We start from the raw sequence: 23,709 nt of genomic DNA, 5'->3' as shown, positions 1-23,709 counted from the left end.
AGCCCCGAAGATGCAATCATCTGCCGATGGTTCAGACTCGATTCCTGGTGCCGATCCTGTTGGCCGCCGGCCGCCTTGGCTGCATGTCGCTGGGCGCGCTGCTGCCGGCCCCGGCGGCGGGGCTGGCTGCGGTGGCGCTGACCGGCGGTGGCTGGCTGCTTGGCCGCAGGCTGGTGCCCGAGGCAGCCCTGGAGAATGTCCATCAGGCACAGCAGGCCGGCGGGGTCGGGACCTATGAGTGGGCGATCCGCCGCGGCATCCGCCACTGCTCGGCCGGTTCTGCCGCCCTTTACGGCTTGGTAACGGCGCCAGGCGGCAGGGCCGGGCCTGTCCCCTTTGCCGCCTGGATGGATCGAATCCTGCCCGAGGACCGGCCGGCGGTCTCGGCAGCGCTCGACCGTGCCATCGCGGAATGCGGCCCCTACAGCCTGGAGTTCCGGGTCCGTCTGTCGGATGGCGGCATCCGCTGGCTGGGCGATCGCGGCAGGGTGCTGGCCGGGGCGGATGGACGGGCGGCGCGTGGCGTCGGCACCATCCGCGACATTACCGAGGAGCGCGGTGCCACGGCGGAGCTTGCGACACGCGAGGCGACGCTGTGGGCGATGCTGGAGGCCAATCCGATCGGCGTGCTGCGGGGCGACATCCATGGCCGCATCCATGACGCCAATGATGCGCTGCTGCGCATCATTGGCCGGAACCAGGCGGAGCTGGCGGCCGGGCTGCTGCGCTGGGACAGCCTGACGCCGCCGGAATGGCTTCCGGCCGATGCCGCCACCATCGCCGAGGTCCAGGCCACCGGGCGCTGCAGCCCCTATGAGAAGGAGTACTGGCGCACGGATGGCAGCCGCGTGCCGATCCTGGTCGGCTTCACCATCGTCGGCGAAAGGAAGGATGAGACGATCGCCTTCGTCCTCGACCTCACCGAGCGCAAGCAGGCCGAGGCCGCGCTACTGCGTGCCAAGACGGACCTCGAGCAGCGCGTGGCCGAGCGTACGGCAGAGCTTCGCCGCATCTATGACCGGACCCCGGCGGCCTTTCATTCCTGCGATGCTGCGGGGCGGATCGTGGAGGTCAGCGCCGAATGGCTCGCCTTTCTGGGCTATGCGCGCGACGAGGCGCTGGGGCGCCGCATTCCCGATTTCCTGACGCCGGAGAGCGGGATTCGGTGGGAGGCCGCGGCAGTCACCCTCCGCCAGGGCGGCGACGAGATGCGGGAGGTGGAGTACCGCATGCGTCGGCGGGACGGCGAAGTTGTGGACGTGTTGCTACGCGCCCGTGCGGAGCGCGATGCCGCCGGGGTCTTCCTCCGCAGCTATGCCGTCATCCTCGACATCACCGCCCGCAACCAGGCGGAGGCGCGGCTGCGCGAGGCGCAGAAGCTCGAAGCGCTTGGCCGTATCGCCGGCGGCATCGCGCATGACTTCAACAACATCCTCCAGGTGGTGGCGGGCGCGCTGCGGCTGATGCAGAACCAGCCGAAGGATGCCGACCGGGTGCGCCGCTATACCCGCGCGGCGCTGGAGGCGGCGGAGCGCGGCGCCGGCGTCACCCGGCGGATGCTGTCCTTCGCCCGGCGGGACCAACTGCAATCCGGCCCGGTGGCCCCGGCCGCGGTGCTGGAAGGGCTGGCTACGCTGCTGCATGGCGCGCTCGGCCCGGATATCCGCCTGGAGGTCGAGGCGCCGGCTGGCCTGCCGCCCCTGCAGGCCGACCGGATGCAGCTCGACCTCGTGCTGTTCAACCTGGCGCTCAACGCGCGCGATGCGATGCCGCGAGGCGGGCTTCTGCGGCTGGAAGCGGCGACGGAGCAGGCAGAAGCGGACGGGGCGCAGGGCCTGACGCCGGGGCGCTACCTTCGGCTCAGCCTGCGCGACACCGGCATCGGCATGGATGCCGCGACGCTGGCCCGCGCCACGGAGCCCTTCTTCACCACCAAGGAGGTCGGCAAGGGCACCGGGCTCGGCCTCGCCATGGCGCATGGCTTCGCCGCGCAATCGGGTGGGGCTTTGGCGATCGAGAGCGCGCAGGGCCAGGGCACCAGGGTGACGCTCTGGCTGCCGGAAGCGTCGGCGGAGGCGGCAGCGCCCGCCCCTCCTGCCGCACCGGCCCGGCACGGCTTGCGGCTGCTGATGGTGGAGGACGAGGCGCCGCTGCGCGGGGTGATGGCGACGGCCTTGCGAGAGGAAGGGCTGGCCGTGACCGAGGCGGCGAGCGGGGCAGCGGCGCTTGCCCTGCTCGAATCGGGTAGCCGCTTCGATCTGGTGCTGACCGACCATGCCATGCCGTCGATGACCGGCGGCATGCTGGCGGCGGAGCTGGGGCGGCGCTGGCCGGGCTTGCCGGTGGTGATCCTTACCGGCAATGCGGAAACGGCGGCTCTCGACATGGCGCCCGGCACCCCGGTGCTGCGCAAGCCGCTTGGCCCGGCAGAGCTGGCCGCGCAGCTGTGGCATTTCGCCGCGGCGCCGGCCACCGCCTGATCACTTGCAGAGGCGGCCGAGGGCGCTCGTAAGGTCGTCCGGGTCGTAGGGCTTCGCCAGGACCGGCACCTGGGCATGGCCGGGAGGCAGCCCATCTGCGCCATAGCCGGTAGCGACGACGAAAGGCACGCCCCGCGCCGCCAAAGCATCGGCGACCGGGGTGGAGGTCTCGCCCGCCAAGTTGAGGTCGAGCACGGCAACGTCCGGCAGCTCCCGCTGCAGCAGGGCGAGCGCCTCGGCAACGGTCGCCACCGGGCCGATGACCGAGGCGCCGGCGTCGAGCAGCGCGTCCTCCACCAGCATTGCGACCAGCGCCTCATCCTCGACAACTAGAACGCGCCGCCCGTTGAGCCTGGTCATTCCCTCAGTCCCCTCGCAAGAAGCGATGTAGCCGGCTCAGGCACAACCAAATCGGCGGCCAAGCTTCTGCCTTGTCCGTAACACAACATACCACAAACCCGTGAGTGGCGGGATGGGGCCGCGAAAGGCCCGGCACGCCCATGCCGGACCTTGTGCCAGCCGATCTGGCCGGAGCCGCCTCACATTCCCGTGTCGATGGTCAGGCGGCCATGCCGTGGATGGCACGCCAGACCCGCTCCGGCGTCGCCGGCATGTCGATATGGGTGATGCCGTAGTCCGAGAGGGCATCCACCAAGGCATTCATCACCGCGGGCAGCGAGCCGGCGCAACCCGCTTCGCCGCAACCCTTGGCGCCGACCGGATTGGTCGTGCAGGGGCTGGGAAGGCTTTCAAAGCCGAAGTTCGGCAGGTCGCCGGCACGCGGCAGGCAGTAGTCCTGGTAGCTGCCGGAGAGAAGCTGGCCCTCCTCGGAATAGGCGACATGCTCGTAGAGAGCCTGGCCGATGCCCTGGACGATGCCGCCATGCGCCTGGCCCTCGACCATCAGCGGATTCACGATGACACCGAAATCGTTCACCGAGAGGTAGCGCACCACCTCGACGATGCCGGTCTCCGGCTCGATCTCCACCTCGCATACATGGCAGCCATTGGGGTAGGCCTGCGGCGCCTCGCCGAAGACATGGCGGACATCAAGGCTCTCCGGCAGGTCGGGCGGCGGGTTGTTGGCGGTGCGGATGCGCTGGGCCAGCTCCATGATGCCGATCGAACGGTCCGTGCCGGCGATGGCGAAGCGTCCGAGCCCCTCGGCGTCGCGCTCGAACTCGATATCGGCGACGGAGGCCTCCAGCATATGCGCGGCCGCGGTGCGGCCCTTCTCGATGACGAGCTGCGCCGCCTCCATGATCGCGGCGCCGGAGGCCATGAGCGACTTCGAGCCGCCGGTGCCGCCGCCGGCGATCAGCAGGTCGGAATCGCCCTGCACGAGGCGGATGCTCTCAAAGGGTACGCCGAGCGACTGGTGCAGCACCTGCGCGAAAGGCGTCCAATGGCCCTGGCCGTAATCGAGGGTGCCGGTGATGATCGTCACAGTGCCGTCCTCGTTGAAGCGGATTTCTCCCTGTTCCTTCATCGGCGGCGCGGTGCATTCGAGGAAATTGCCGATGCCCCGGCCGCGCAGCTTCCCGCGCGCCTTGCTCTCGGCCTTGCGGGTTGCGAAACCCTCCCAGTCCGCGGCCTCGAGCGCCCGCTCCAGCACGGCGGTGAAGTCGCCGCTGTCATAGACGGAACCGGTGGAGGCCTTGAAGGGAAAGGCATCCGGCTTGATGTGGTTGATGCGGCGCAGCTCGATGGCGCTGCGGCCGGTCTCCTTCGCCGCCTGCTCCAGCAGCCGCTCGAAGAAGTAGTTGCCCTCCGGCCGCCCGGCGCCGCGATAGGCCGAGACCGGCGTGGTGTTGGTGACGAGGCAGCGGGTGTTCACCTCGATCAGCGGCGTCGCGTAGTTGGACTGCACGTTCTTGACGAAATTGCCGGTGCCCATCAGCGGGGCGACCGTCGCCAGGTAACCGCCCATGTTGGCGAAGGCGGTCAGGCGGACGGCGAGAGCCTGGCCACCAACATCCAGGGCGAGCTCCGCCTCCACTTCATGGTCGCGGCCATGCTGATCGGAAAGGAAGGAGCCGGTGCGCTCGTCGGTCCACTTCACCGGCCGGCCGAGCAGCTTCGCGGCGTGGAGGATGCAGGGATATTCTGGGTAGCAGCTCGCCTTCATGCCGAAGCTGCCGCCGACATTGCCGGTGAGGATGCGGACCTTGTCGGTCGGCATCTTCAGGATGTCCGCCATCTGCGCGCGCAGGCCGAAGACGCCCTGGCTGCCGACATGCAGCGTGTAGCGTCCCGCCTCCGCATCATACTCGCCGATGGCGCTGCGCGGCTCCATTGCGCAGACGACGACGCGGTTGTTGCGGATGGAGAGCTTCGTCACATGGGCGGCGGCAGCGAAGGCCTCGGCGACCTTCGCGCTGTCGCCGTGGTGGAAGTCGAGGATCTGGTTTCCGGGAATGTGGTCGTAGAGCTGCGGCGCATCCGCCGCCGCGGCGGCCGAGGCCTCGGTCACGGCGGGCAGGATGTCGATGTCGAGGAAGACCGCTTCCGCCCCATCCCGCGCCGCCATCCGCGTTTCGGCGACGACGAAGGCGACCGGGTCGCCGACGAAGCGGACCTTATCCATGGCGAGCGGCGGCCGGTCGATATTGGTGAGCGGGCTGCCGTCGCGGTTCTTCAGCGGCAGGGCGCAGCGCATGGCGCCATAGCCGGCCGCGGCCAGGTCGGCGCCGGTATAGACGCCCAGCACGCCCGGCACCGCCTTCGCCGCTTCCGTATCGATCCCATTGATGACACCATGGGCATAGGGGCTGCGGATCATCACGGCATAGAGCTGGCCGGGCAGGTCGATATCGTCCGTATAGCGGCCGCGCCCCTGCAACAGGACCGGGTCCTCGTTGCGGGGCACGGGCTGGCCGACGCCGAATTTCAGCCGCGTGGAGTCTGGCAGGATCGAATCGGGCATAGGTCTCGCTCTCGGGAAATGTCGTGCTTGAGATCGAGCCTAAGCCAGGATTAGCAAGGGCGCGACCCCTCAGCCGACAGGCGGCAGATGGAGCGCCACGACATCGCCCCCCTGCCCCTCGACCGCCGGGAAGCGGGTACGCACCTCCGGGTCATGGCCCGGGATCACCCGCGTCTCGTCCCCCCCGGCAAGGCGACGCGCGATGCGCCAGCCCTGGGTCATGGCACCGAGGTCGAAGATGATGGGGAAGGGATTGCCCTGCCGGTCATTGGCGTAGAAATGCATCGCGTCGGAGGCGATGACGACCGGGCCCCGCGCGGTCTGCACCCGCACCACCTGCAACCCGTCCGAATGGCCGCCGACGCGATGGACGGTGACGCCCGGCGCCACCTCCCCCTCGCCATCGTGGAAGACGACCTTGTCGGCGAAGAGGGCGCGGACCATTGATACCACGTGATCCGCTTCGAAGGGCAGGCGGATGCAGGCGGTGCACATATGCTTCCCCGTGGCGAAGGCCATCTCCCGCTCTTGGATATGGACCCTCGCCCCGGCGAACAGCTCCACGCTGCCGGCATGATCGTAATGCAGATGGGTGACCACGACGTCCTGCACCCGGGCCGGGTCGCTGCCCATGGCCTTGAGACTGTCGGCCACGGAACGGCTCAGCGTGCGGCCGCGGCGTTCCGCGCAGGCGGCGTCGAAGCCGGTATCGACGACGATCTCACGGCCCTCGGCGTTGCGCAGCAGCCAGACATAGTAGTCGAGCGGCATCGCCTCATGGGGATCCTGCACCGGCAGCAGGAAATTGGACTGGGCCGGCCGATCGTGCCGACCGTACCGGATCGCATAGGCCTCCCAGATCATCCTACTTGTTCCCTCCGAGGATTTCGCCCGCGAGCTTCTCCGGAAGCTGGGCACCGGCCGTATGGTTGTTCCCCGGCCCGAGCGAGGAGAGCGCCGCCGCCCACAACTCCTTGGCCAGCGCGGCGAGCGGCGTCGGCGTCGCCGTCTGCCGCCCGACCTCGAGCGCGATGCCGAGATCCTTCACCATCAGCTCCAGCGCGAAGCCATCATCGAAGCGGCGGCTGAGGACGAACTGCTTGAACTTCCGTTGGCTGCTGTCCGACATGCCGGAGGAGGCGTTCAGCACGTCGACCATCTTCGCAGGATCGAGGCCGAAGCGCTGGCCGATCAGCATCACCTCGACACCGAGCATGAAATTGCCGGCGGAGGCGAGATTGTTCAGCGCCTTCATCGCCTGACCAGCGCCGATGCCGCCGCAGCGGTGCAGGCTGGTGCCCATCGCCTTCAGCACTGGCTCGGCCCGGTCGAGCAGGGCATCCTCGCCGCCCAGCATGATGGCGAGGCTGCCGTTCTTGGCCCGGGGCACGCCGCCGGAGACGGGCGCGTCGATCATGCCGATGCCGCGTCCGGCAAGCTCGGCGGCGATCTCCCGCGTCTTGCCGGGCTGGCCGCTCGTCATGTCGATGACGAGGCTGCCGGGAGCAAGCGCTGGGCCGATCGCAGCCGCGACCTCGGCCACCTGGGCGCTGGTCGGGAGGATGGTGACGACGGCCTCGGCACCCTGCGCCGCCTCCGACGCGCTGCCGGCCGCCCGACCGCCGACCTCGGCGGCGAATTGCGAAGCGCGGCCCGGCACGGCGTCGCTGACCGTGACCTCGAAGCCGCCCTTCACCAGATTGGCCGCCATCGGCCAGCCCATGTTGCCGATGCCGACGAAGCCGATCTTCCGGATGGGCTCCGCATCGTGCGCCACGGCGTCCGGCCCGCTCACTTGAGCGCGCCTTCCTTCACCAGCACCTCATGCGCCGCCTTGAAGGCGTCGAGACCGGCCGGAATCCCGCAATAGGCCGTCGCATGCAGCAGCGTCGCCTTGATCTCCTCGACGGTGACACCGTTGTTCAGCGCGCCCTTCACATGCAGCTTGATCTCCGGTGCCCGGTTCAGCGCCGTCAGCATGGCGAGGTTGATGAGGCTGCGCGTCTTGCGGTCCAGCGTCGGGTCGCCCCAGGCCCAGCCCCAGGCGATCGCGGTGGTGGCGCGCTGGAAGGACATCATGAAGTCGTCGGCCTTGGCCATGGAGGCATCGACATACTCGGCGCCGAGTACCTCGCGGCGGATCGGCAGGCCCTTGTCGAACAGGGCGCTATCCTCGGACATGGCTTCCTCCATCCTTTTCGGCGGTGAGGCTCGCCCGGCGCGGCGCGGCGGTCAACCGGCCGGCATGACGTTTCGAGGATGGTCCGGTGCGGGCGTGAACCCGGCGCTGCCGCCGCCGTTCTGCGGCGATGCGAAAAGTCGCCGTTGTGATCAATGCCCGCTCGGGCGGGCTGCTGGGCCGGGAGCGTGCGGTTGAGGAGGTGGCGGAGCGACTCGCCGCCGCCGGCCTCGTGCCGAGCATCCTGCACGAGGCGGAGGAGCCCGATCTCGGCCGCCGGCTGGACCGGGCGGTGGCGCTCGGGATGGAGGCCGTGGTGGTCGGCGGTGGGGACGGCACCATCGCCGCCGCCGCGCAGCGCCTGGCCGGGACGGGCATCGCCCTCGGCATCCTGCCGCTCGGCACCATGAACATGCTGGCGAAGGACCTCGGGATCCCGCTTGGGCTGGAGGAAGCGGCGGAGGCACTGGCGCATGGCGAGACGCGGGCGATCGATGTGGCCGCGGTGAATGGTCATGTCTTCCTCTGCCTTTCCGTCCTCGGCCTGCCGACCGCGATCGGGCGGCACCGGGAGCGGCATCGCGGCACCGGCGGACAGCTTCGGCTGATGCTCGCCGCATTGCGGACCATGCTGCGCTACCGGCCGATGCGGCTCCGCCTCGCGCTCGACGGCACGGTGGAGCAGCCGGTCTTCCTCCGCGCGCTCGCCGTCGCCAACAACGCCTATGCGGAGGGTCTCGGTGCCTTCTTCAGCCGGTCGCGGCTCGACCAGGGCGAGCTGGTCCTTTACGAAGCGCGGGAATTCGGCCCCTGGTGGATCGCCAGGATGATGGCGGCGATGGCGCTCGGCCGCTGGCGACGGCGGCCGGAGCTCGACGAACGGCCTGCGCGCGAGATCACCATCCACAGCCGCCGGCGGAGCCTGCGCGTGATGAACGATGGTGAGGCGCTGCTGCTCGCCCCGCCCCTGCGCTACGCGATCCGGCCCGGGGCGCTCCGCGTCATCGTCCCGGCCGCGATCGCCACGGCGTCTCACCGCGTCGCCACGGCAGAGGCCTGAACCCCATGCATCGCATCGCCCATATCTCCGACCTGCATTTCGGCGCCGAGCTGCCCGATGTCGTCGCCGCGCTGGCGGAGGAGCTGAACCGCGACCCACCCCACCTCATCGCCATCAGCGGCGACCTCACCATGCGGGCACGGCGGAGCGAATTCCGCGCCGCGCGGGCCTTCATCGACGGGTTGCAAGCACCCGTGCTGGTGGTGCCGGGCAACCATGACATTACGCCGTTCAAGTTGGTGGAGCGCTTCCTCGACCCTTATGCGCGCTGGCGCCGCTTCATCGCGCCGGAGACGGAACCGATCTTTCAGGACGGGCGGATCGGGGTGGTCGGGCTGAACACCGCGCGGCGGGCGGGCTTCTACCTCGACTGGTCGCGTGGGCGGGTCGGCAGCGGGCGGCTGGCGCGCTGCGAGGCACGGCTGGCGGCCCTGCCGCCGGGTCTCACGCGCATCGTCGTGGCGCATCACCCCTTCCTGCCGCCGCGGGCGGCGCCGGAGGCGCGGCTGGTGGGTGGAGCGGCGATGGCGCTGGAGTCCTTCGCCCGGCAGGGGGTTCGGCTGGTCCTCTCCGGCCATCTGCATGTCGGCGACGTGGCGGAGCCGGCGGCCGTGGTTCCGGACGATGCCGCCAAGGAGCGCCTGACCGTGGTGCTGTCGGCCACCAGCACCTCGCACCGCCTGCGCGGCGAGCCGAATGCCTTCAACGATATCCGCATCGACGCCAACGGCAGGGTGGACGTCGTGGCGCGTATCTGGACCGGACAGGGCTGGCGCCAGGTGGCGCCGCGGTCGACCGAGGCCTCGCCCGCGCAGATCCTGGCGCCCGGCGTCTGATGGCCGCAGACTGGCGGCGGTTCCAGGCCCTGGGTGCTTCCGTCCAGGGCGATCGCAGGCCGGGAGGTCGCCCATGTTCTTCGAAGGGTTCACGCTGGAATTCCGCGAGGCCAATGGCCAGCGCATCCGCCTCCGCCGCGGCGGCAGCGGGCCACCCCTGCTGCTGCTGCACGGCAACCCGCAAACCCATGCGATGTGGCACAAGATCGCGCCGACGCTCGCCCGGCGCTTCACGGTCATCGTCCCCGATATCCGCGGCTACGGCTTCTCGCAGAAGCCCCCTGCCCTTCCGGATAGCAGCGGCATGGCGAAGCGCGCCATGGCGGCGGACCTGGCCGCACTGATGACGGGTCTCGGCCATGAGCGCTTTGCCGTCGTCAGTCATGACCGCGGCGCCCGCGTCGCGCACCGGCTGGCGCTCGACCATCCGGAGCGGGTCGAGCGGCTCTGCACCATGGACATCATCCCGACGCTGACGCATTTCGAGCGCACCGACATGGCCTTCGCGCTCGGCTATTATCATTGGTTCTTCCTCGCCCAGCCGCACGACAAGCCGGAGCGTATGATCCTGCGCGACGTGGAGGACTGGTTCGACCTGCACACCTCGCGCGAGCCGAAGGACCGTGGCTTCTTCCACCCCGAAGCACGCGCCGACTACCTGGCGGCGCTGCGGGAGGAGGGCACGGTGCGTGCGATCTGCGAGGATTACCGCGCGGCGACGGCGATCGACCTCGAGCACGACCGCGCCAGCCGCGCCGCCGGACATAAGCTGCAATGCCCGCTGCTGGTCCTCTGGGGCGCCAAGGGCTCCATCCCCAAATGGTACGATCCGCTCGCCATCTGGCACGACTATGCCACCGGCGAGGTGAGCGGTGGCGGCGTCGACAGCGGCCACTACCTCGCCGAGGAGGCGCCGGAGGAAGTGCTGATCTGGCTCGGCCGCTTCCTCCGGGCGTGATCCACGTCACCGAGGCATGGATCATGTTCCGGCACCGGCGGGACGCCTGGATGCGGAAGCTGAGGGAAATTCCTGTTGTCTCCCGGCGCGCCCGTGCGGGAGCCCACAGGCTACGCCTCCACGAATATCAGCAGAGTGGAAGATCGACCTCGACGCGGTTCCGCCCCATGCCGGTGCGGGTGTAGCGCAGCGCTGCCGCATTCCGCCGGACCAGGGCAAGGCCCAGACCGCCGATCCGCGCCGCCCCCAGCGAGGCGGCGGGCAGCGGCAGGACGCCAACGGTCGGGTCAAAGGGGCGGCCAGCATCCTCCAGCACCAGGGTGCAGAGGCCAACGGCAATGCTGGCTTCCACCAGCACCTCCAACGCGCCGCCATGGCGCTGGGCATTCAGCGCCAGCTCCTCCAGCACGACCTCGGCACGGGTGACGCTGTGCAGGCTGGCGCCGGCCGCCTCCATCCAGGCAGCCAAGGCCGATTGCGCCGCCGAAACCTCGGCCGCCCCGCCGGCGATCCGGTAGCGGAAGGTCACGTGGTGAGGCGGGCCCGTGCCTCCGCCTCGGTGGCGACGATCGGGATCATCTGGTCGAGGGCGATGGTCTCGAAGACCTCCATCACCTGCCGCTGCGCGCCGAACAGGATCATCTGCGCGCCGCGCCGTTGCAGCACGCGGGCGACGGAGATGAACATGCGCAGGCCGAGAGACGCGACGAAACTCACCTCGGTCAGGTCGACAAGCGCATTCTTCGCCACGCTGCCGACGGCGGCCGTGAAGCGCTGATCGATCGCCTCGGCACCCGCTGCATCGAGCCGGCCGCTCATGGCCACCCGATTGGTGCCATTATCGAGTTCGGTCAGCGCGAAATCCATCGGGTCATCCTCGTCATCGTTGCGCCGGAGGCTTCACCGTACCGTCACGCGAAGTCCAGCGACAGTATGGAGACATCATCCGCGAAAGGACCTGGCCGTGACAGCGACCGGGCGGCCTGGAGCAACCGCTCCGGCGCCCCCGTTGCCGGCGGGCCGCCAAGCGGGAGATGCGGCAGGAAATCCTCGAGCCCGAGTTGGCGGCCATCGGGCGCACGGGTCTCGAAGGCGCCGTCGCTGAAGAGCAGAAGCCGCGCCCCGGCCGGCAAGGCCGCACTGCCGGTGCGGAAGCGGCTGCCCGGCATCATGCCGACCGGCGGATTGCGGGTGGCGAGCGCCTCGGGTGCCGCCGCGCCCGGCTGGAGCAGAAAGCCGGGATGATGACCGGCGGCGGCATAGTCGAGCCGCCGCGCCGCAAGGTCGGCGACGCCGTACCAGATGGTGAAAAAAAGGCCGCCCTGGTCCTCCATCTGGAAGCTGTCATTGAGCCCGGCCAGGACCGCGGCCGGGTCGCTGCCGATGCCAGCGCGCAACATATTCATCGCCGAGGCGGCGAGCAGGGCGGAACCGGCGCCATGTCCCGCCACGTCGAGAATAAAGACGGCGAAACGCTCCGCATCCACCCAGCGATAGCCGAAGGCATCGCCGCCGATGCTGGCCGAGGGCAGGAAGCTCCATTCCGCCCGCACCCGCCCTTCGGTGATAGGGTGCGGCAGCAATGCCTGCACGTAGCGGATGGCCCGCTCCATCTCGCGCTCCAGCTCGGCGGCGCGTTCCATCTCGCGCTGGCGGCCGCGCTGGTATTGCAGGGCGAAGGGGCCGATGGCGAGGCGCGCGCCCGGCGCCAGCGGCGCGGTGCCGCTGAGCCGCTCGCCATCCAGCCAGGTGCCGTTAGTGGATTCGAGATCGGTGAGGCTTGCTCCCTCCCCCGCCACGGTCAGCAAGGCATGGTGGCGCGAGACCTCCAGTGCCGGCAGTACCAGGTCGTTGCCGGCGACCCGCCCGATGCGGAATGGCTCCGAACCGAGCGGGATGCGACGGGTTTCTCCGCCCTCCTGCGACAGGACCAGGACATGCAGCACCGCCTCCGGCGCCTCGGCAAGGCGCGGGCCGCGGCGGATCATGGTCTCTTCGCTATCGGCCGGAGGTGCGGTCATCGGGCTGTCCTCAACCGGATGCCGGACCGTCACCCATTCCGTGCATTGGTACAATCATGTTGTCGGAAGTGGTGACAATACGATGGCCGGACCGGATCATCGGCTCAGACCTCCTTCCAAAGGATGACGGCGGCATGGGCGGCGCCAGTCTCGTCCAGCGCGAAGCCGGGGATGCGACCGGCCTCCCGCCAGCCGAGGCTGCGGTAAAGCGCCTCTCCCGCCTCATCGGCCTTGATGTCGAGCACCAGCAGGCGACGGCGCAGGCGTTGCGCCGTCTGCTCCGCCCGGCGCATCAGGGCGCGGGCGACGCCGCGGCGGCGGGCGACCGGGTCGACCAGCAGCTTCGCAAGGTCGGCCCGGTGCGGCTGGTTCTGTGGCGTGTCCAGATTGAGTTGCACCGTGCCGACGAGTTCGCCGTCCAACCAGGCGGCGAGCAGCACCCGGCGGTTGGCCGCGACATCGGCCGCCACCTTCTTCCAGAAGCTCCGCGCCATATCCAGCGCGAGCGGCTTGAGGAAGGAGACGCTGGCGCCAGCATCGACGCAGGCGACCAGGATTTCGGACAGGCGCCGCTCCGCGCTGGCCGCAGCGGCGGCATCCAGGGCTTCCACCACCAGCCCGGCTGCCGGCTTAGCATAGCGGAATTCGAGGGACCTCGAGATGTCGTCGAGGATGCGGATGGCGCCCTGGCGCAGATAGCCGCGCTTCTCGTAGAAACGGTGGGCCGCATCGAAGCGGGTATCGGTCCAGAGCACGAGGCGCTGTGCACCTGCGGCGCGCGCATGCGCCTCGGCCTTATCAAGCAGCCGCTGGGCGAGGCCGGTGCCGCGCTCCGGCGCCGCGACATACATCCGGCAGATCTCGTAGGCCTGGTCGCTGTTGAGCGGCCTTGTGCCGACCATGCCGGCCACGCTGCCCTCACGCTCCGCCGCCCAGAGCGCGCCGCCCGCCTTGGCGAAGTAGCTGGCCAGCGCGCGGAGCTCCGGCGCCTCGCCGTCCACATCGAGGATGCAATTCGGGAATTCCGCCCAGCAATCGCCGATCAGGCGGATGTACCCCTCGGCATCCTCGTCCCGACCGGGGCGGATCATCGAAGCTCCCGGCAGAACTCCTGGATGCGCGTGCAGGCCTCGGTGAGGCTGGCAGTGTCGGTGGCGTAAGAGATGCGCATATAGGGGCTCATTCCATAAGCGGTGCCCTGGACCGCGGCGACACGCTTCTCCTCGAGCAACGCGGTGACGAAATCCGTGTCGGTCTCGATCTTCCGCCCGCCCTTGGTGGTCTTGCCGAGGCAGCCCGCGAGGTTCGGGAAGACGTAGAAGGCACCCTCCGGCTTGTGGCAGGTGATGCCCGGGCATGCGTTCAGCATCTCGACCACCATGTCACGGCGCCCGCGATAGACCTCGGCATTGCGCTTGACGAAATCCTGCGGCCCGTCGAGCGCTGCGACCGCCGCGGCCTGGCTGATAGTGGAGACGCCGGCCGTCGCCTGGCCCTGCATGTTGAACATGCCCTTGATAAGCGCGGCGGGCCCGGCGCCGAAGCCGACGCGCCAGCCGGTCATCGCATAGGTCTTGGAGCAGCCGTTGACCGTCAACGTGCGGTCCTTCAACCCCGGCTCCACCGCGGCGATGGTGTGGTACTCGAAGCCGTCATAGAGCAGGTGCTCGTACATGTCGTCGGTCATGACCCAGACATGCGGATGGCGCAGCAGCACATCGGCGATGGCGCGCATCTCGTCGCGCGAGGGCACCGCGCCGGTCGGATTGCCGGGGAAGTTCAACAGCACCCACTTCGTCTTCGGCGTGATCGCGGCCTCGATATCCTCGGGCCGCGGCTTGAAGCCATTGTTCTGCGGGCAGGCGACGGTGACGGGCACGCCGCCCGCGACCTTCGCCATGTCGGCGTAGCTGATCCAAAAGGGTGAGGGAATCACCACCTCGTCGCCCGGGTCGAGCGTCGCCATGAAGGCGTTGAAGATCACCTGTTTGCCGCCATTGCCGACGATGATCTCGTCGGCGGCGTAGTCGAGGCCGTTGTCGCGCTTGAACTTGCGCGCGATGGCCGCCTTCAGCGCCGGCGTGCCGCCCTGCGGTGGATACTTGGTGTCGCCGCGGAGCGCCGCCTGGTGCGCCGCCTCGATCGCATGCGGCGGCGAGGCAAAGTCGGGCTCGCCATTGGATAGGCTGATGACCTCGATACCCTGCCCGCGCAGCTCCCGCGCGCGCTGGGTCATGGCGGCGGAGGCGGAGACCTTCACCTCCCGGAGGCGCTGCGCGAGCGAGGGCATGGCGGCTTACCTCATGCCTTCGCAGAAGCGGCGGATGCGGGTGCAGGCTTCCTTCAGCACGGCATCGCTGGTCGCGTAGCTGATGCGGAAATGGCCGGGATACATGAAGGCCGTGCCATGGACGCAGGCGACGCCCTCCTCCTCCAGAAGCGCCGTGCAGAAATCCTCGTCGCTGCCGATGGCCTTGCCGCCCTTGGTCGTCTTGCCGATGCAGCCCTGCATGCTCGGGAAGACGTAGAAGGCGCCCTCCGGCTTGTGGCAGTAGAGGCCGGGCGCGGCGTTCAGCTCCTCCACCATCATGTCGCGGCGCCGCTTGTAGGCGACGCGCATGGTGTCGATGCTGTCCTGCGGCCCGGTCAGCGCCTCGACGGCCGCCGCCTGGCTGACGCTGCTGGTGTTGGAAGTGGACTGGCTTTGCAGCTTGTCCATCTGCTTGATGAGGTGCACCGGCGCCGCGGCATAGCCGATGCGCCAGCCAGTCATCGCATAGGCTTTGGAGCAGCCGTTCATCGTCACGGTGCGGTCGCGCAGCCGCGGCTCCACCTCGAGGACGGTCGCCGGGCGGAAGCCGTCATAGGCGAGCTTCTCGTAGATGTCGTCGGTGAAGACCCAGACATCCGGATGGCGCATCAGCACGTCGGTCAGCGCCTTCAGCTCCTCGGCCGAATAGGCGGCACCGGTCGGGTTGCAGGGGTTGTTGAGCAGGAACCACTTGGTCTTCGGCGTGATCGCCGCCTCCAGCTGCTCCGGCCGCAGCTTGAAGCCGCTGTTCTGGTCGCAGGCGACGATGACCGGCTTGCCCTCGGCGAGTTCCACGATGTCCGGGTAGCTCACCCAGCAAGGCGCCGGGATGATGGCCTCGTCGCCCGGGTTGATGGTGGCGAGTAGCGCGTCGAAGATCACCTGCTTGCCGCCGGTGGCGATCAGGATCTCCTCCGGCGTGAAGTCGAGGCCATGGTCGGCCTTGAAGCGGGCGCAAACCGCCTGGCGCAGCGCCGGCGTGCCGGCGACATCGGTGTACTTCGTCTCACCGCGCTCGATGGCGGCGATTGCCGCGTCCTTCACGTTGCGCGGGGTGTCGAAATCGGGCTCGCCCGAGGACAGGCCGACGATATCCTTCCCCGCCGCCTTCAGCGCCCGGGCCTTGCTGGTCATCGCAATGGTCAGCGAGGGGGAGATGCGGTCGAGGCGATCGGCGATGAGCTTCATGGGGTCGGGGCCCTGGTTCTGGCGAAGGCGGGGAAACTACCCCCCACCCCCCGCCGCTTCAACCCGCGCCGTTCGCCCGCCGGCCCAAAATCAGCCCCGCTCCCCCCACCGCCAGCGCCGCCACGGCCAGCACGATCGCCGCCAGCGCATTCACCTCCGGCGTCAGCCCGACCTTGAGGGCGGAGAAAACCAGCATCGGCAGCGTCGTCCCGGCCGGTCCGGAAACGAAGCTCGCCACCACCACATCGTCGAGCGAGAGGGTGAAGGCGAGCAGCCAGCCGGCTGCGAGGCTGGGCGCGATCAGCGGCAGGGTGACGGTGCGGAAGGTGGTGAAGGGCCCGGCGCCGAGGTCGGCCGCCGCCTCCTCCAGGCTGGGGTCGACCGTCGCCAGCCGCGCCTGCACGACGACCGTGACATAGGCAAGACCGATGGTCGCGTGGGCCAGTAGGATGGTCACCGCCCCGCGGCCGGGCGCCCAGCCGAGCCAGGCTTCCACCGCCCCCTGCGCCAAGACGAAGAGCAGCAGCAGGGAAAGGCCCGTCACCACCTCCGGCAGCACCAGCGGCGCCCCGGCCAGCGCCCCGAGCAGCACCCTGCCCCGGAACGGCCCGAACCGCGCCAGCGCCCAGCCGGCAAGGCCGCCGAGCAGCATCGACAGCGTCGCCGCCCCGGCGGCGATGCGGAGCGAGAGCAAAGCCGCCTCCCGCATCCGCTCATTGGCGGCGAGCGCGGCGAACCAGCGGAGCGACCAGCCGCCCCATTGAAAGGGAATGCGGTCGGCGCTGAAGGCGTAAAACACCATCAGCGAGATCGGCGCCCAGAGGAACAGAAGGCCGAAGGCCAGGCCGATGCGCCTCATGCCCGTCGTCCCAATCTTTGGAACAGCAGGATGGGCGGCAGCAGCAGCAGCAGCAGTGCAAGCGCGAGCGCCGCGGCGAGCGGCCAGTCGCGGTTCTGGAAGAATTCGCCCCACAGCACCCGGCCGACCAGCTGCGCCTCCGGCGGGCCGAGCAGTTCGGGGATGACGAACTCCCCCGCCGCCGGGATGAAGACCAGCAGGAAGGCCGAAGCCGCCGCCGGCAGCGAGAGCGGCAGGGTGACGCTGCCGAAGACGGTCAAGGGCTTCGCCCCCAGATCGGCCGCCGCTTCCTCCAAAGACGTGTCCCGCCGCAGCAGCGCCGTCGCCAGGGGCAGCACGGCGAAGGGCAGATAGGCATGGACCATGCCGAGATAGAGCGCCAGGTCGCTATAGAGCAGCCGCAACGGCCCGATCCCGGCAAGGCAGAGCACGCCGTTCACCCAGCCGCCATCCCGCAGCAGCCCGATCCAGGCGCCGAGCCGCGGCAGGAAGCCGGTCCAGAAGGGCAGCAGCACCAGCAACAGCAGCGGCAGCCGCCAGGAGGGCCGAGCGCCGGCGATGCCGAGCGCCATCGGATAGGCCAGCAGCAGGCAGAGCGCGGCGGTGACGAAGGCGGTGAGAAGGGAGCGGAGAAAGGCCTCCAGGTAGTAGGGATCGGCGATGAGCGTACCGAGGCTCTCCAGGCTGCCCTGCCAGGCCGGCCCGCCCGCCCAGGCGACCGGCGGGATGAAGGGCGGCACCCCCGGCCCTGCCTCGGCGAAGGCGATGAGGCCGAGGATCAGCAGCGGCGCCGCCACCAGTAGCAGCAGCCAGGCGAGCGGTGGCAGGAGGATGAGCAGCCGGCGCATCAGGCGTGGAGCGCCACCAGCGCCTCGGCCGGCCAGCCGAGGGCGAGGTGTGATCCCGGATCGGGCGGCGCGGCGCCGACGGGCAGGGCGACGCGCAGCTCCGCACCATCCGGCAGGGCGACCAGCGCCATCCAGCCATCGCCGCGATAGGCGATGTCCCGCAGCACCCCACCGACACCATTGGCCACGGGTGGCGCGCCGGGAAGCAGGCGGATGCGCTCCGGCCGCAGCGCCACGGCCAGGGTCTCGCCCGGTGCGGCGCCATGCGGCAGGGCGAGGCGGCAGGCGCCCGCCTCCACGGCGCCATCCGCGCGGACCTTTCCTTCCAGCACATTGGCCGCACCGAGGAAGCGGGCGACGAAGCGCGTCGCCGGGCGCTCGTAGAGCTCGGCCGGCGGGCCGCACTGGGCGAGCCGCCCCGCCTCCAGCACGGCGATTCGGTCGGCCAGCGCCAGCGCCTCCGCCTGGTCATGCGTCACCATGACGAAGCCGGCACCGGTGCGGCGTTGCAGCGCCCGCAGCTCTAGCCCGGTCCGCTCCCGCAGGCCCGCATCGAGGGCGGCGAGCGGCTCGTCCAGCAGCAGCAGCCGCGGCCGCTTCACCAGCGAGCGGACCAGCGCCACCCGCTGCCGCTGCCCGCCTGAGAGCTGCTGCGGCTTCCGCCCGGCCATCGCCTCCAGCCCGACCATGGCCAGCGCCTCGCCGACGCGGCGCCCGATCTCGGCGCGCGCCGTTCCCTCGCGCCGCAGCCCATAGGCGACATTGTCGAAGACGGTGAGATGCGGGAAAAGCGCATAGCTCTGGAACATCATGCCGACCGGCCGGGCATGCGGCGGCAGGCCGGCGAGGTCCCTCCCCTCCAGCAGCATGCGCCCGGCGTCAGGCACCTCGAATCCCGCCACCAACCGCAGCAGCGTCGACTTGCCGGAGCCGGAGCCGCCGAGCAGCGCCAGGAATTCGCCCGGCCGCACCTCGAGATCCAGCCCGTCGAGCGCCAGAGCCGCGCCGAAGCGCTTTGTCAGCCCCCGGACGGCGAGCAGCGCCAAGTTCAACGGCCCGCCCGGAAGCGGCTCCAGAGACGGCTGCGCAGCCGCTCCGCCTGCGGGCCCGGCGTGCCGGCGACGAAGGCCCCTGCCAGCGCCGCCTCCGGCGGATAGACATTCAGGTCATCCCGCACCGCTTCCGTGATCAGCGGCCGGCTCGCCGGCACCGCATTGGGGTAGCGCACATGGCTGCTGACGGCGGCGATGTTATCGGGCCGCAGCAGGAAGTCGATGAAGGCATGCGCCGCCTCCGGGTGCGGCGCATCGGCCGGAATCGCCAGCATGTCGAAGAAGATCTGCGGCCCTGCGGCCGGTGCCGCGTAGCCGATCTCGACGCCGCGCCTTGCCTCGCGCGCCCGCGCCGCGGCCTGGATGACATCGCCGCTGTAGGTCAACGCGACGCAGATCTCGCCCGTCGCCAGCATGTCGAGCAGCGCGCCGGAGCCGGGGATGGCGCGGAGCTGCGGGCGGATGGCGAGCAGCGCCGCCTCGGCCGCGCGCAGGTCGGCGGGATCGGCGCTGTCCGGGTTTCGCCCCAGCCAGCGCAGCACGGAGGGCAGCACATCCGTCGCGCTGTCCATCACCGCGAGGCCGCAGCCGGCGAGGCGCCGCGCATTCTCCGGCTTCAGCAGCACATCGAGCCCGTCGAGGGCGAGATCGGGCGCGATGGCCCGGATGCGGTCGAGCCGGAGGCCGAGTCCCACGGTGCCCCAGAGATAGATCGCCCCATGCGCATTGCCGGGATCTGCCCCCGACGCGCGCGCCATCAGCCCCGTGTCCAGGTTGCGCCAGTTGGGAATCCTCGCCCGGTCCAGCGGCAGCAAGGCCCCGGCACGGACCAGCCGGGCGAAGGTCGGCTCGCTGGTCGGGACGACGAGGTCGTACCCGCTGCGCCCGGCGGAGAGTTTTCCTTCCAGCGTCTCCAGGCTGTCATAGACGTCATAGCGGATGCGGATGCCCGTCTCCTGCTGGAAGCGCTGCACCACATAGGGGTCGATGTAGTCGGTCCAATTGTAGACGTTCAGCACCGGCTGGGCCCTGGCAGGGCATGGGGCGGCGAGCGGGGCCAGCAGCAGGGCGACGATCAGGGCAAGGCGGCGCATCCGGCCTCCGGCAGGGTTCGGGCGGGAGCGGAGACTAGGACGAAGTCGCTTTTCCCGAACTAGGACGTTTTTCCTTGACGATGCCGTAACGTTCCACTATTCCAGCCTTCGCCGACGGCCGAATTGCGCCCGGCGCTCCCCCTGCCCTTCCCCGCGCCCCTCCCCCTTCCGGAAGCTCCTCCCGGAAGGCGCGGCGCCGTTGAGACGGAGACCCCCGTGCCCTTCAGCTCGGCCAATCTTGCAGCCCTGATCCAGGGCAACAGCTTCACCCTCTGGCAGTACCGCACCGCCGACAGCCGCGCCACGGTCACCGCCGCCGGTTATTTCGCCGCGGTCGCCGGCAGCCTCAAGCCGGGCGACCTGATGGTGCTGCAGACCGCGGATGCGATGGCGCTGCTGCCGGTCCGCAGCGGCCCCGCCCTGGGCACCGGCCTCACGCTGGATGGCGCGGTCGGGCCGATCAACACCGTGCGCAGCGTCGCCCAGCGCTTCAGCTTCGGCCAGGCGGCGGCGGCGGTGGTGCGCACCATCATCCTCGCCCCCTTCGCCGCCGGCATCGTCGCCGGCACCACCATCCCGGTTTCGGCGACGGTGCTCGGCCCTGTCAGCCAGGTCGTCTTCAGCCTGCGCGACGGCAGCGGCGCCGTCATCCCGCCGGTGCAGGTGGTGCCGGTGGTCGGCGGCGGCGCCTCGGCCACCTTCCCGACGCCCGCCATCGGCACCGGCTACCGCATCCGCGTCGAGGATGCGGCGGACCCTTCGCTCGGCCTGCTCTCCCGCAGCTTCAATGTCGGGCCCGACCTGAAGCTGATCCTGGCCGAAAGCGATGGGCGCCTGCTGAGCGAATCGGGCGTCGTGCTGAAGCAGTAGCCGCCCTCCCCGTCCCCCCGCCCTCCCCACCCCCACCCGCAGGCGGCCTCCGCCGCCTGCCCATCCGGACCGGAGCCCGATGCCCGACGCAAGGATCAGCGAGCTGCCCGCGGCCAGCACCCTCGGCGATACCGACATCGCCCCGCTGGTGCAGGCCAGCGGCAGCACCACCGAGACCCGGCGCGCCACCCTCGCGCAACTGCGCGGCGCGGTGCTCGTCGACCGGGGCGCCCATGTGCGCGACTACGGCGCCAAGGGCGATGGTAGCGCCGATGACGGCCCCGCCTTCCAGGCCGCCATCGACGACCTCAAGACGAAGGGCGGCGGCACGCTTTTCCTCGGCCCGAAGGTCTACCGCATCGCCTCGCCGGTGGTGCTGAATGGCGCCACCATCCGCCTCCAGGGCGCGGGCTTCACAGAGGGGCCCGGCGCCGGCCAGGGAACCTGGCTGCGCATCAATTCCACGGGCTTCACCCCCTTCACCTTCACTGGCGTCAACACCCGCGGCTCCGGGCTGCGCGACATCGCCGTGCAGCAGACGCACGGCGCGGCGCAGGTCAGCGGATGGGCGCCGACCGCCTACGACTATGTCTTCCGCATCGAGGACTGCTTCGGCGGAGTCGATTTCGACAATGTCTTCCTCTGCAACGTCAACAAGGGAATCTACTGTAGGAATTCGGGCCGGCTCGACATCCGCCGCCTGCGCGCCCAGGTCTTCACCACGGGCGTCGAGGTCGACCAGTGCTACGACATCCCGCGAATCCACAGCGTCCATTTCTGGACGTTCTGGACCTCCAACGCCTTCGTCCTTGCCTGGCAGCAGGCCAATGCGGATGCGATGGTCTTCCGCCGCAGCGACGGCGTCTTTATCGACCAGGCCTTCGCCCTCGGCTACCGCAGCATGTTCCGCTTCGGCAGCTCGGAAAGCGGGGTGACGACGAAATTCTACATCGGCCAAGCCTATGCGGATTTCGTGAAATACGGGCTTTGGGTGGAAGGCTCCGGCACGGACGGCCAGATCGCCAACTTCACCTCGCACAACGAGATCTTCAACTCCGCCGGCGCCCCGCTGCCGGACTCGGCGGCGATCCAGGTGGACGGCTCGAACACCCGGGTGCAGATCGGCAACCTCCGCACCGATGCGGTGGAGGATAGCCCGGTCCGGGTGAACGGCACGGGCAACCGGCTCGACATCTTCTCGCTCCGCTGCACCCGCTTCAACACGCGGAACAACGGCGCCGCGGCGATCCAGATCGCCGATAGCGGCGCGGCGACGCCGAATGCCATCTACCTCGGCACCCCGCCGCTGCTCGAGAACGGCGGGCTCGTCGTCAATGCCGGAACCAATGCGGTGCTCGCCAGCGGCACGCCGGCCGGCCAGGCGGCCCGGCCCGGCCTTGCGGTCGGCGGCGTCGATACCGGGCTCTTCCTGCCGGCCGGCGGCAGCCTCGCCGCCTCCGCCGGCGGCGCCGAGGTGCTGCGGGCGACCGCGGCGGGCGGCATCACCCTTGGCGGCGCGCCGGGCGGCCACGCGCTGGAAGTGGCGACGCCGGCCGGCACGGTGAACCGCCTGCTGGTCAGTGGCGCCACCACCGGCAGCCCCGTCACGGCGCAGGCGCAGGGCGCGGATGCCAATATCGGCCTCCAGCTGGCCGCCAAGGGCATGGGCACGGTGGCGTTGCAGGCGAACGGCGCCACGGCATTCGCTATCGGCAATGCGGCGGCCCCGGCGGTGAACTGGCTGCGCGCCGATGGCGGCGTCGCAGGCGGCGCGGTGACGCTGTCGGCCCAGGGCAGCGACGCGGCGATCGGCATCACCCTGGCGCCGAAGGGAACCGGGCTCGCGCGGACGACGACGCCGGCGAGCACCGACAACTCGACGGCCGTCGCCACCACTGCCTTTGTCAGGGCACAGAATTACACGGTGGCCGGGGCGGTGGCGAGCGTCGCCGACGGCACGGCCGCAGCGCCCGGCCTCGGCTTCGCCGGCGCTGCGGCGACCGGCCTCTCCCGCGCCTCGACCGGGGCGCTGTCGCTCTCGGTCAACGGGTCGGAGACGGTGCGGATCGCACCTGTGGCGAGCGCGGTGAACCGGCTCGGCTTTTACGGCAGCGCGGCCGGTATGGCGGCCGCGCTGCTGGCGGAGGGGAGCGATACCAATATCGGGCTGGTAGTGGCGCCGAAAGGCAGCGGTGCCCTCACTGCCACACTGTCCGACAACACCGCGAACGGCGGCAATGCGCGCGGCGCCAATGCCGTGGACTGGCAGACCATCAGAACCACCGCAACCCAGGTTGCGAGCGGAGCGAACACCGTCATCGGCGGCGGCAGGTCCAACACCGCATCCTCCACAAGCTGCACTGTCGGAGGCGGCGACAGCAACCTGGCCCAGGGTATCGGAGCCACCGTGGCCGGCGGCCGCGGAAACGCGGCTACCGGGCAGGATAGTTGGGTGCCGGGCGGCCTGCAGGCGTCCGCCCGCGGCATCATGGCCCGAGGCGCCTGGGGAGGAGGGCAGTTTGCAGCCGCGGGCGACGCGCAGGCGGGTGAGTTCATCCTCCGTCGCCAGACAAGCGATGCGACCATCACCCGCCTCACCGCGGATGCCAACACGCCCGGCAGCACGAACACGGTCAACCTGCCGACCGGCGGCAGCTACCGCATCAAGCTGCTGGTGATCGCCCGCCAGGTCGGTGGCACCGCAGGCATGGCGGGCGACACGGCGAGCTGGGAGGCGAGCCTGCTCATCCGGCGCGGCGCCACGGCGGCGGTGACGGTGCTGGTCGGCGGCGTTGCCCTCGGCAGCGGGCCGGCGCTCGCCGCCATCACCGCCGGCACCGGCCTCGCCCCGGGGATCGGCGACAGCGGCGCCACCGCCTGGCGGCTGACCCTCGATGCCGACACCACCAACGGCGGCCTCGCCATCAGCGGCACCGGCGAGGCGAGCAAGACCATCAACTGGGTCGCTCGCCTGCTCTCGGTCGAAGCCGTCGGCTGAGGCCGGCGCGCATCGCCTGTCCCTCTCCC

The 23,709-nt window shown here is 70.2% G+C and carries 21 protein-coding genes; 6 read left to right on the top strand and 15 right to left on the bottom strand.

The genetic code is table 11. The annotated features are described in order from the left end of the window. The first annotated feature begins 26 nt into the window (after positions 1-26). Positions 27-2,480 carry a PAS domain S-box protein gene (locus JMJ56_RS02860; protein WP_202830084.1) on the top strand — a complete coding sequence of 818 codons (2,454 nt, stop codon included), beginning with the start codon at positions 27-29 and terminating at the stop codon, positions 2,478-2,480. Here JMJ56_RS02860 and JMJ56_RS02855 read toward each other — a convergent pair whose 3' ends face one another. From JMJ56_RS02855 to JMJ56_RS02835, 5 genes are all read right to left on the bottom strand, one after another. After that, on the bottom strand, positions 2,481-2,840 hold the full coding sequence (locus JMJ56_RS02855; RefSeq protein ID WP_202830083.1) for a response regulator: 360 nt from the start codon (positions 2,838-2,840) through the stop codon (positions 2,481-2,483). Positions 2,841-3,039: 199 nt separating this feature from the next. Beyond that, entirely contained in the window at positions 3,040-5,406 is a 2,367-nt protein-coding gene (locus JMJ56_RS02850; RefSeq protein ID WP_202830082.1) for a xanthine dehydrogenase family protein molybdopterin-binding subunit, read from the bottom strand. Positions 5,407-5,475: 69 nt separating this feature from the next. Further along, positions 5,476-6,270 carry an N-acyl homoserine lactonase family protein gene (locus tag JMJ56_RS02845; protein ID WP_202830081.1) on the bottom strand — a complete coding sequence of 265 codons (795 nt, stop codon included), beginning with the start codon at positions 6,268-6,270 and terminating at the stop codon, positions 5,476-5,478. Between the two features lies 1 nt (position 6,271). Next, a complete protein-coding gene (locus JMJ56_RS35195) occupies positions 6,272-7,201 on the bottom strand; it encodes an NAD(P)-dependent oxidoreductase (RefSeq protein ID WP_328702244.1) in 930 nt (309 codons plus the stop codon). Further along, positions 7,198-7,587, bottom strand: coding sequence for a carboxymuconolactone decarboxylase family protein (locus tag JMJ56_RS02835; RefSeq protein WP_043363315.1), 390 nt, complete (start codon positions 7,585-7,587; stop codon positions 7,198-7,200). Before JMJ56_RS02835 ends, JMJ56_RS35195 begins: the two co-directional genes overlap by 4 nt. A gap of 146 nt (positions 7,588-7,733) precedes the next feature. On the opposite strand from JMJ56_RS02835, the gene JMJ56_RS02830 reads away from it, so the two are divergent. The 3 genes from JMJ56_RS02830 to JMJ56_RS02820 all read left to right on the top strand — a co-directional run bounded on the left by JMJ56_RS02830 (position 7,734) and on the right by JMJ56_RS02820 (position 10,439). Beyond that, positions 7,734-8,645, top strand: a complete 912-nt coding sequence (locus tag JMJ56_RS02830; RefSeq protein ID WP_328702243.1) for a diacylglycerol/lipid kinase family protein — start codon at positions 7,734-7,736, stop codon at positions 8,643-8,645. 5 nt (positions 8,646-8,650) lie between these two features. After that, positions 8,651-9,481 carry a metallophosphoesterase family protein gene (locus tag JMJ56_RS02825; protein ID WP_202830079.1) on the top strand — a complete coding sequence of 277 codons (831 nt, stop codon included), beginning with the start codon at positions 8,651-8,653 and terminating at the stop codon, positions 9,479-9,481. Between the two features lie 73 nt (positions 9,482-9,554). Beyond that, positions 9,555-10,439, top strand: coding sequence for an alpha/beta fold hydrolase (locus tag JMJ56_RS02820; protein ID WP_202830078.1), 885 nt, complete (start codon positions 9,555-9,557; stop codon positions 10,437-10,439). Positions 10,440-10,566: 127 nt separating this feature from the next. Here JMJ56_RS02820 and JMJ56_RS02815 read toward each other — a convergent pair whose 3' ends face one another. The 10 genes from JMJ56_RS02815 to JMJ56_RS02770 form a co-directional block, all read right to left on the bottom strand. Further along, positions 10,567-10,968: an ATP-binding protein gene (locus JMJ56_RS02815; protein WP_202830077.1), complete on the bottom strand. Its 402-nt coding sequence runs from the start codon at positions 10,966-10,968 to the stop codon at positions 10,567-10,569. Next, positions 10,965-11,306: an STAS domain-containing protein gene (locus JMJ56_RS02810; protein ID WP_202830076.1), complete on the bottom strand. Its 342-nt coding sequence runs from the start codon at positions 11,304-11,306 to the stop codon at positions 10,965-10,967. Before JMJ56_RS02810 ends, JMJ56_RS02815 begins: the two co-directional genes overlap by 4 nt. A gap of 44 nt (positions 11,307-11,350) precedes the next feature. Next, positions 11,351-12,460, bottom strand: a complete 1,110-nt coding sequence (locus tag JMJ56_RS02805; protein WP_202830075.1) for a PP2C family protein-serine/threonine phosphatase — start codon at positions 12,458-12,460, stop codon at positions 11,351-11,353. A 104-nt stretch (positions 12,461-12,564) separates the two neighbouring features. Beyond that, positions 12,565-13,551, bottom strand: a complete 987-nt coding sequence (locus JMJ56_RS02800; protein ID WP_202830074.1) for a GNAT family N-acetyltransferase — start codon at positions 13,549-13,551, stop codon at positions 12,565-12,567. Then, the gene (locus JMJ56_RS02795) at positions 13,548-14,750 is read right to left on the bottom strand and encodes a pyridoxal phosphate-dependent aminotransferase (RefSeq protein WP_202830073.1); all 1,203 of its coding nucleotides are present in this window, start codon (positions 14,748-14,750) and stop codon (positions 13,548-13,550) included. Before JMJ56_RS02795 ends, JMJ56_RS02800 begins: the two co-directional genes overlap by 4 nt. Positions 14,751-14,756: 6 nt before the next feature. Next, positions 14,757-15,959, bottom strand: coding sequence for a pyridoxal phosphate-dependent aminotransferase (locus JMJ56_RS02790; RefSeq protein ID WP_202830072.1), 1,203 nt, complete (start codon positions 15,957-15,959; stop codon positions 14,757-14,759). Between the two features lie 58 nt (positions 15,960-16,017). Next, on the bottom strand, positions 16,018-16,818 hold the full coding sequence (locus JMJ56_RS02785) for an ABC transporter permease (protein ID WP_202830071.1): 801 nt from the start codon (positions 16,816-16,818) through the stop codon (positions 16,018-16,020). After that, a complete protein-coding gene (locus tag JMJ56_RS02780; protein WP_202830070.1) occupies positions 16,815-17,666 on the bottom strand; it encodes an ABC transporter permease in 852 nt (283 codons plus the stop codon). Before JMJ56_RS02780 ends, JMJ56_RS02785 begins: the two co-directional genes overlap by 4 nt. Then, positions 17,666-18,718, bottom strand: a complete 1,053-nt coding sequence (locus JMJ56_RS02775; RefSeq protein WP_202830069.1) for an ABC transporter ATP-binding protein — start codon at positions 18,716-18,718, stop codon at positions 17,666-17,668. The genes JMJ56_RS02780 and JMJ56_RS02775 overlap by 1 nt, the downstream gene beginning before the upstream one ends. Further along, entirely contained in the window at positions 18,715-19,812 is a 1,098-nt protein-coding gene (locus JMJ56_RS02770; protein WP_202830068.1) for an extracellular solute-binding protein, read from the bottom strand. The genes JMJ56_RS02775 and JMJ56_RS02770 overlap by 4 nt, the downstream gene beginning before the upstream one ends. A 216-nt stretch (positions 19,813-20,028) precedes the next feature. Between JMJ56_RS02770 and JMJ56_RS02765 the strand changes: the two genes are divergently transcribed. Together JMJ56_RS02765 and JMJ56_RS02760 are read left to right on the top strand one after the other, a co-directional pair. Beyond that, positions 20,029-20,682: a hypothetical protein gene (locus tag JMJ56_RS02765; protein WP_202830067.1), complete on the top strand. Its 654-nt coding sequence runs from the start codon at positions 20,029-20,031 to the stop codon at positions 20,680-20,682. Between the two features lie 79 nt (positions 20,683-20,761). Continuing rightward, positions 20,762-23,680 carry a glycosyl hydrolase family 28-related protein gene (locus JMJ56_RS02760; RefSeq protein ID WP_202830066.1) on the top strand — a complete coding sequence of 973 codons (2,919 nt, stop codon included), beginning with the start codon at positions 20,762-20,764 and terminating at the stop codon, positions 23,678-23,680. The last annotated feature ends 29 nt before the right edge of the window (positions 23,681-23,709 follow it).

Source organism: Belnapia arida, assembly GCF_016773205.1.
Lineage (GTDB): Bacteria > Pseudomonadota > Alphaproteobacteria > Acetobacterales > Acetobacteraceae > Belnapia > Belnapia arida.
Note: the sequence above shows the minus strand (reverse complement) of the source record. Positions and strands in the feature narration are given on the sequence as shown.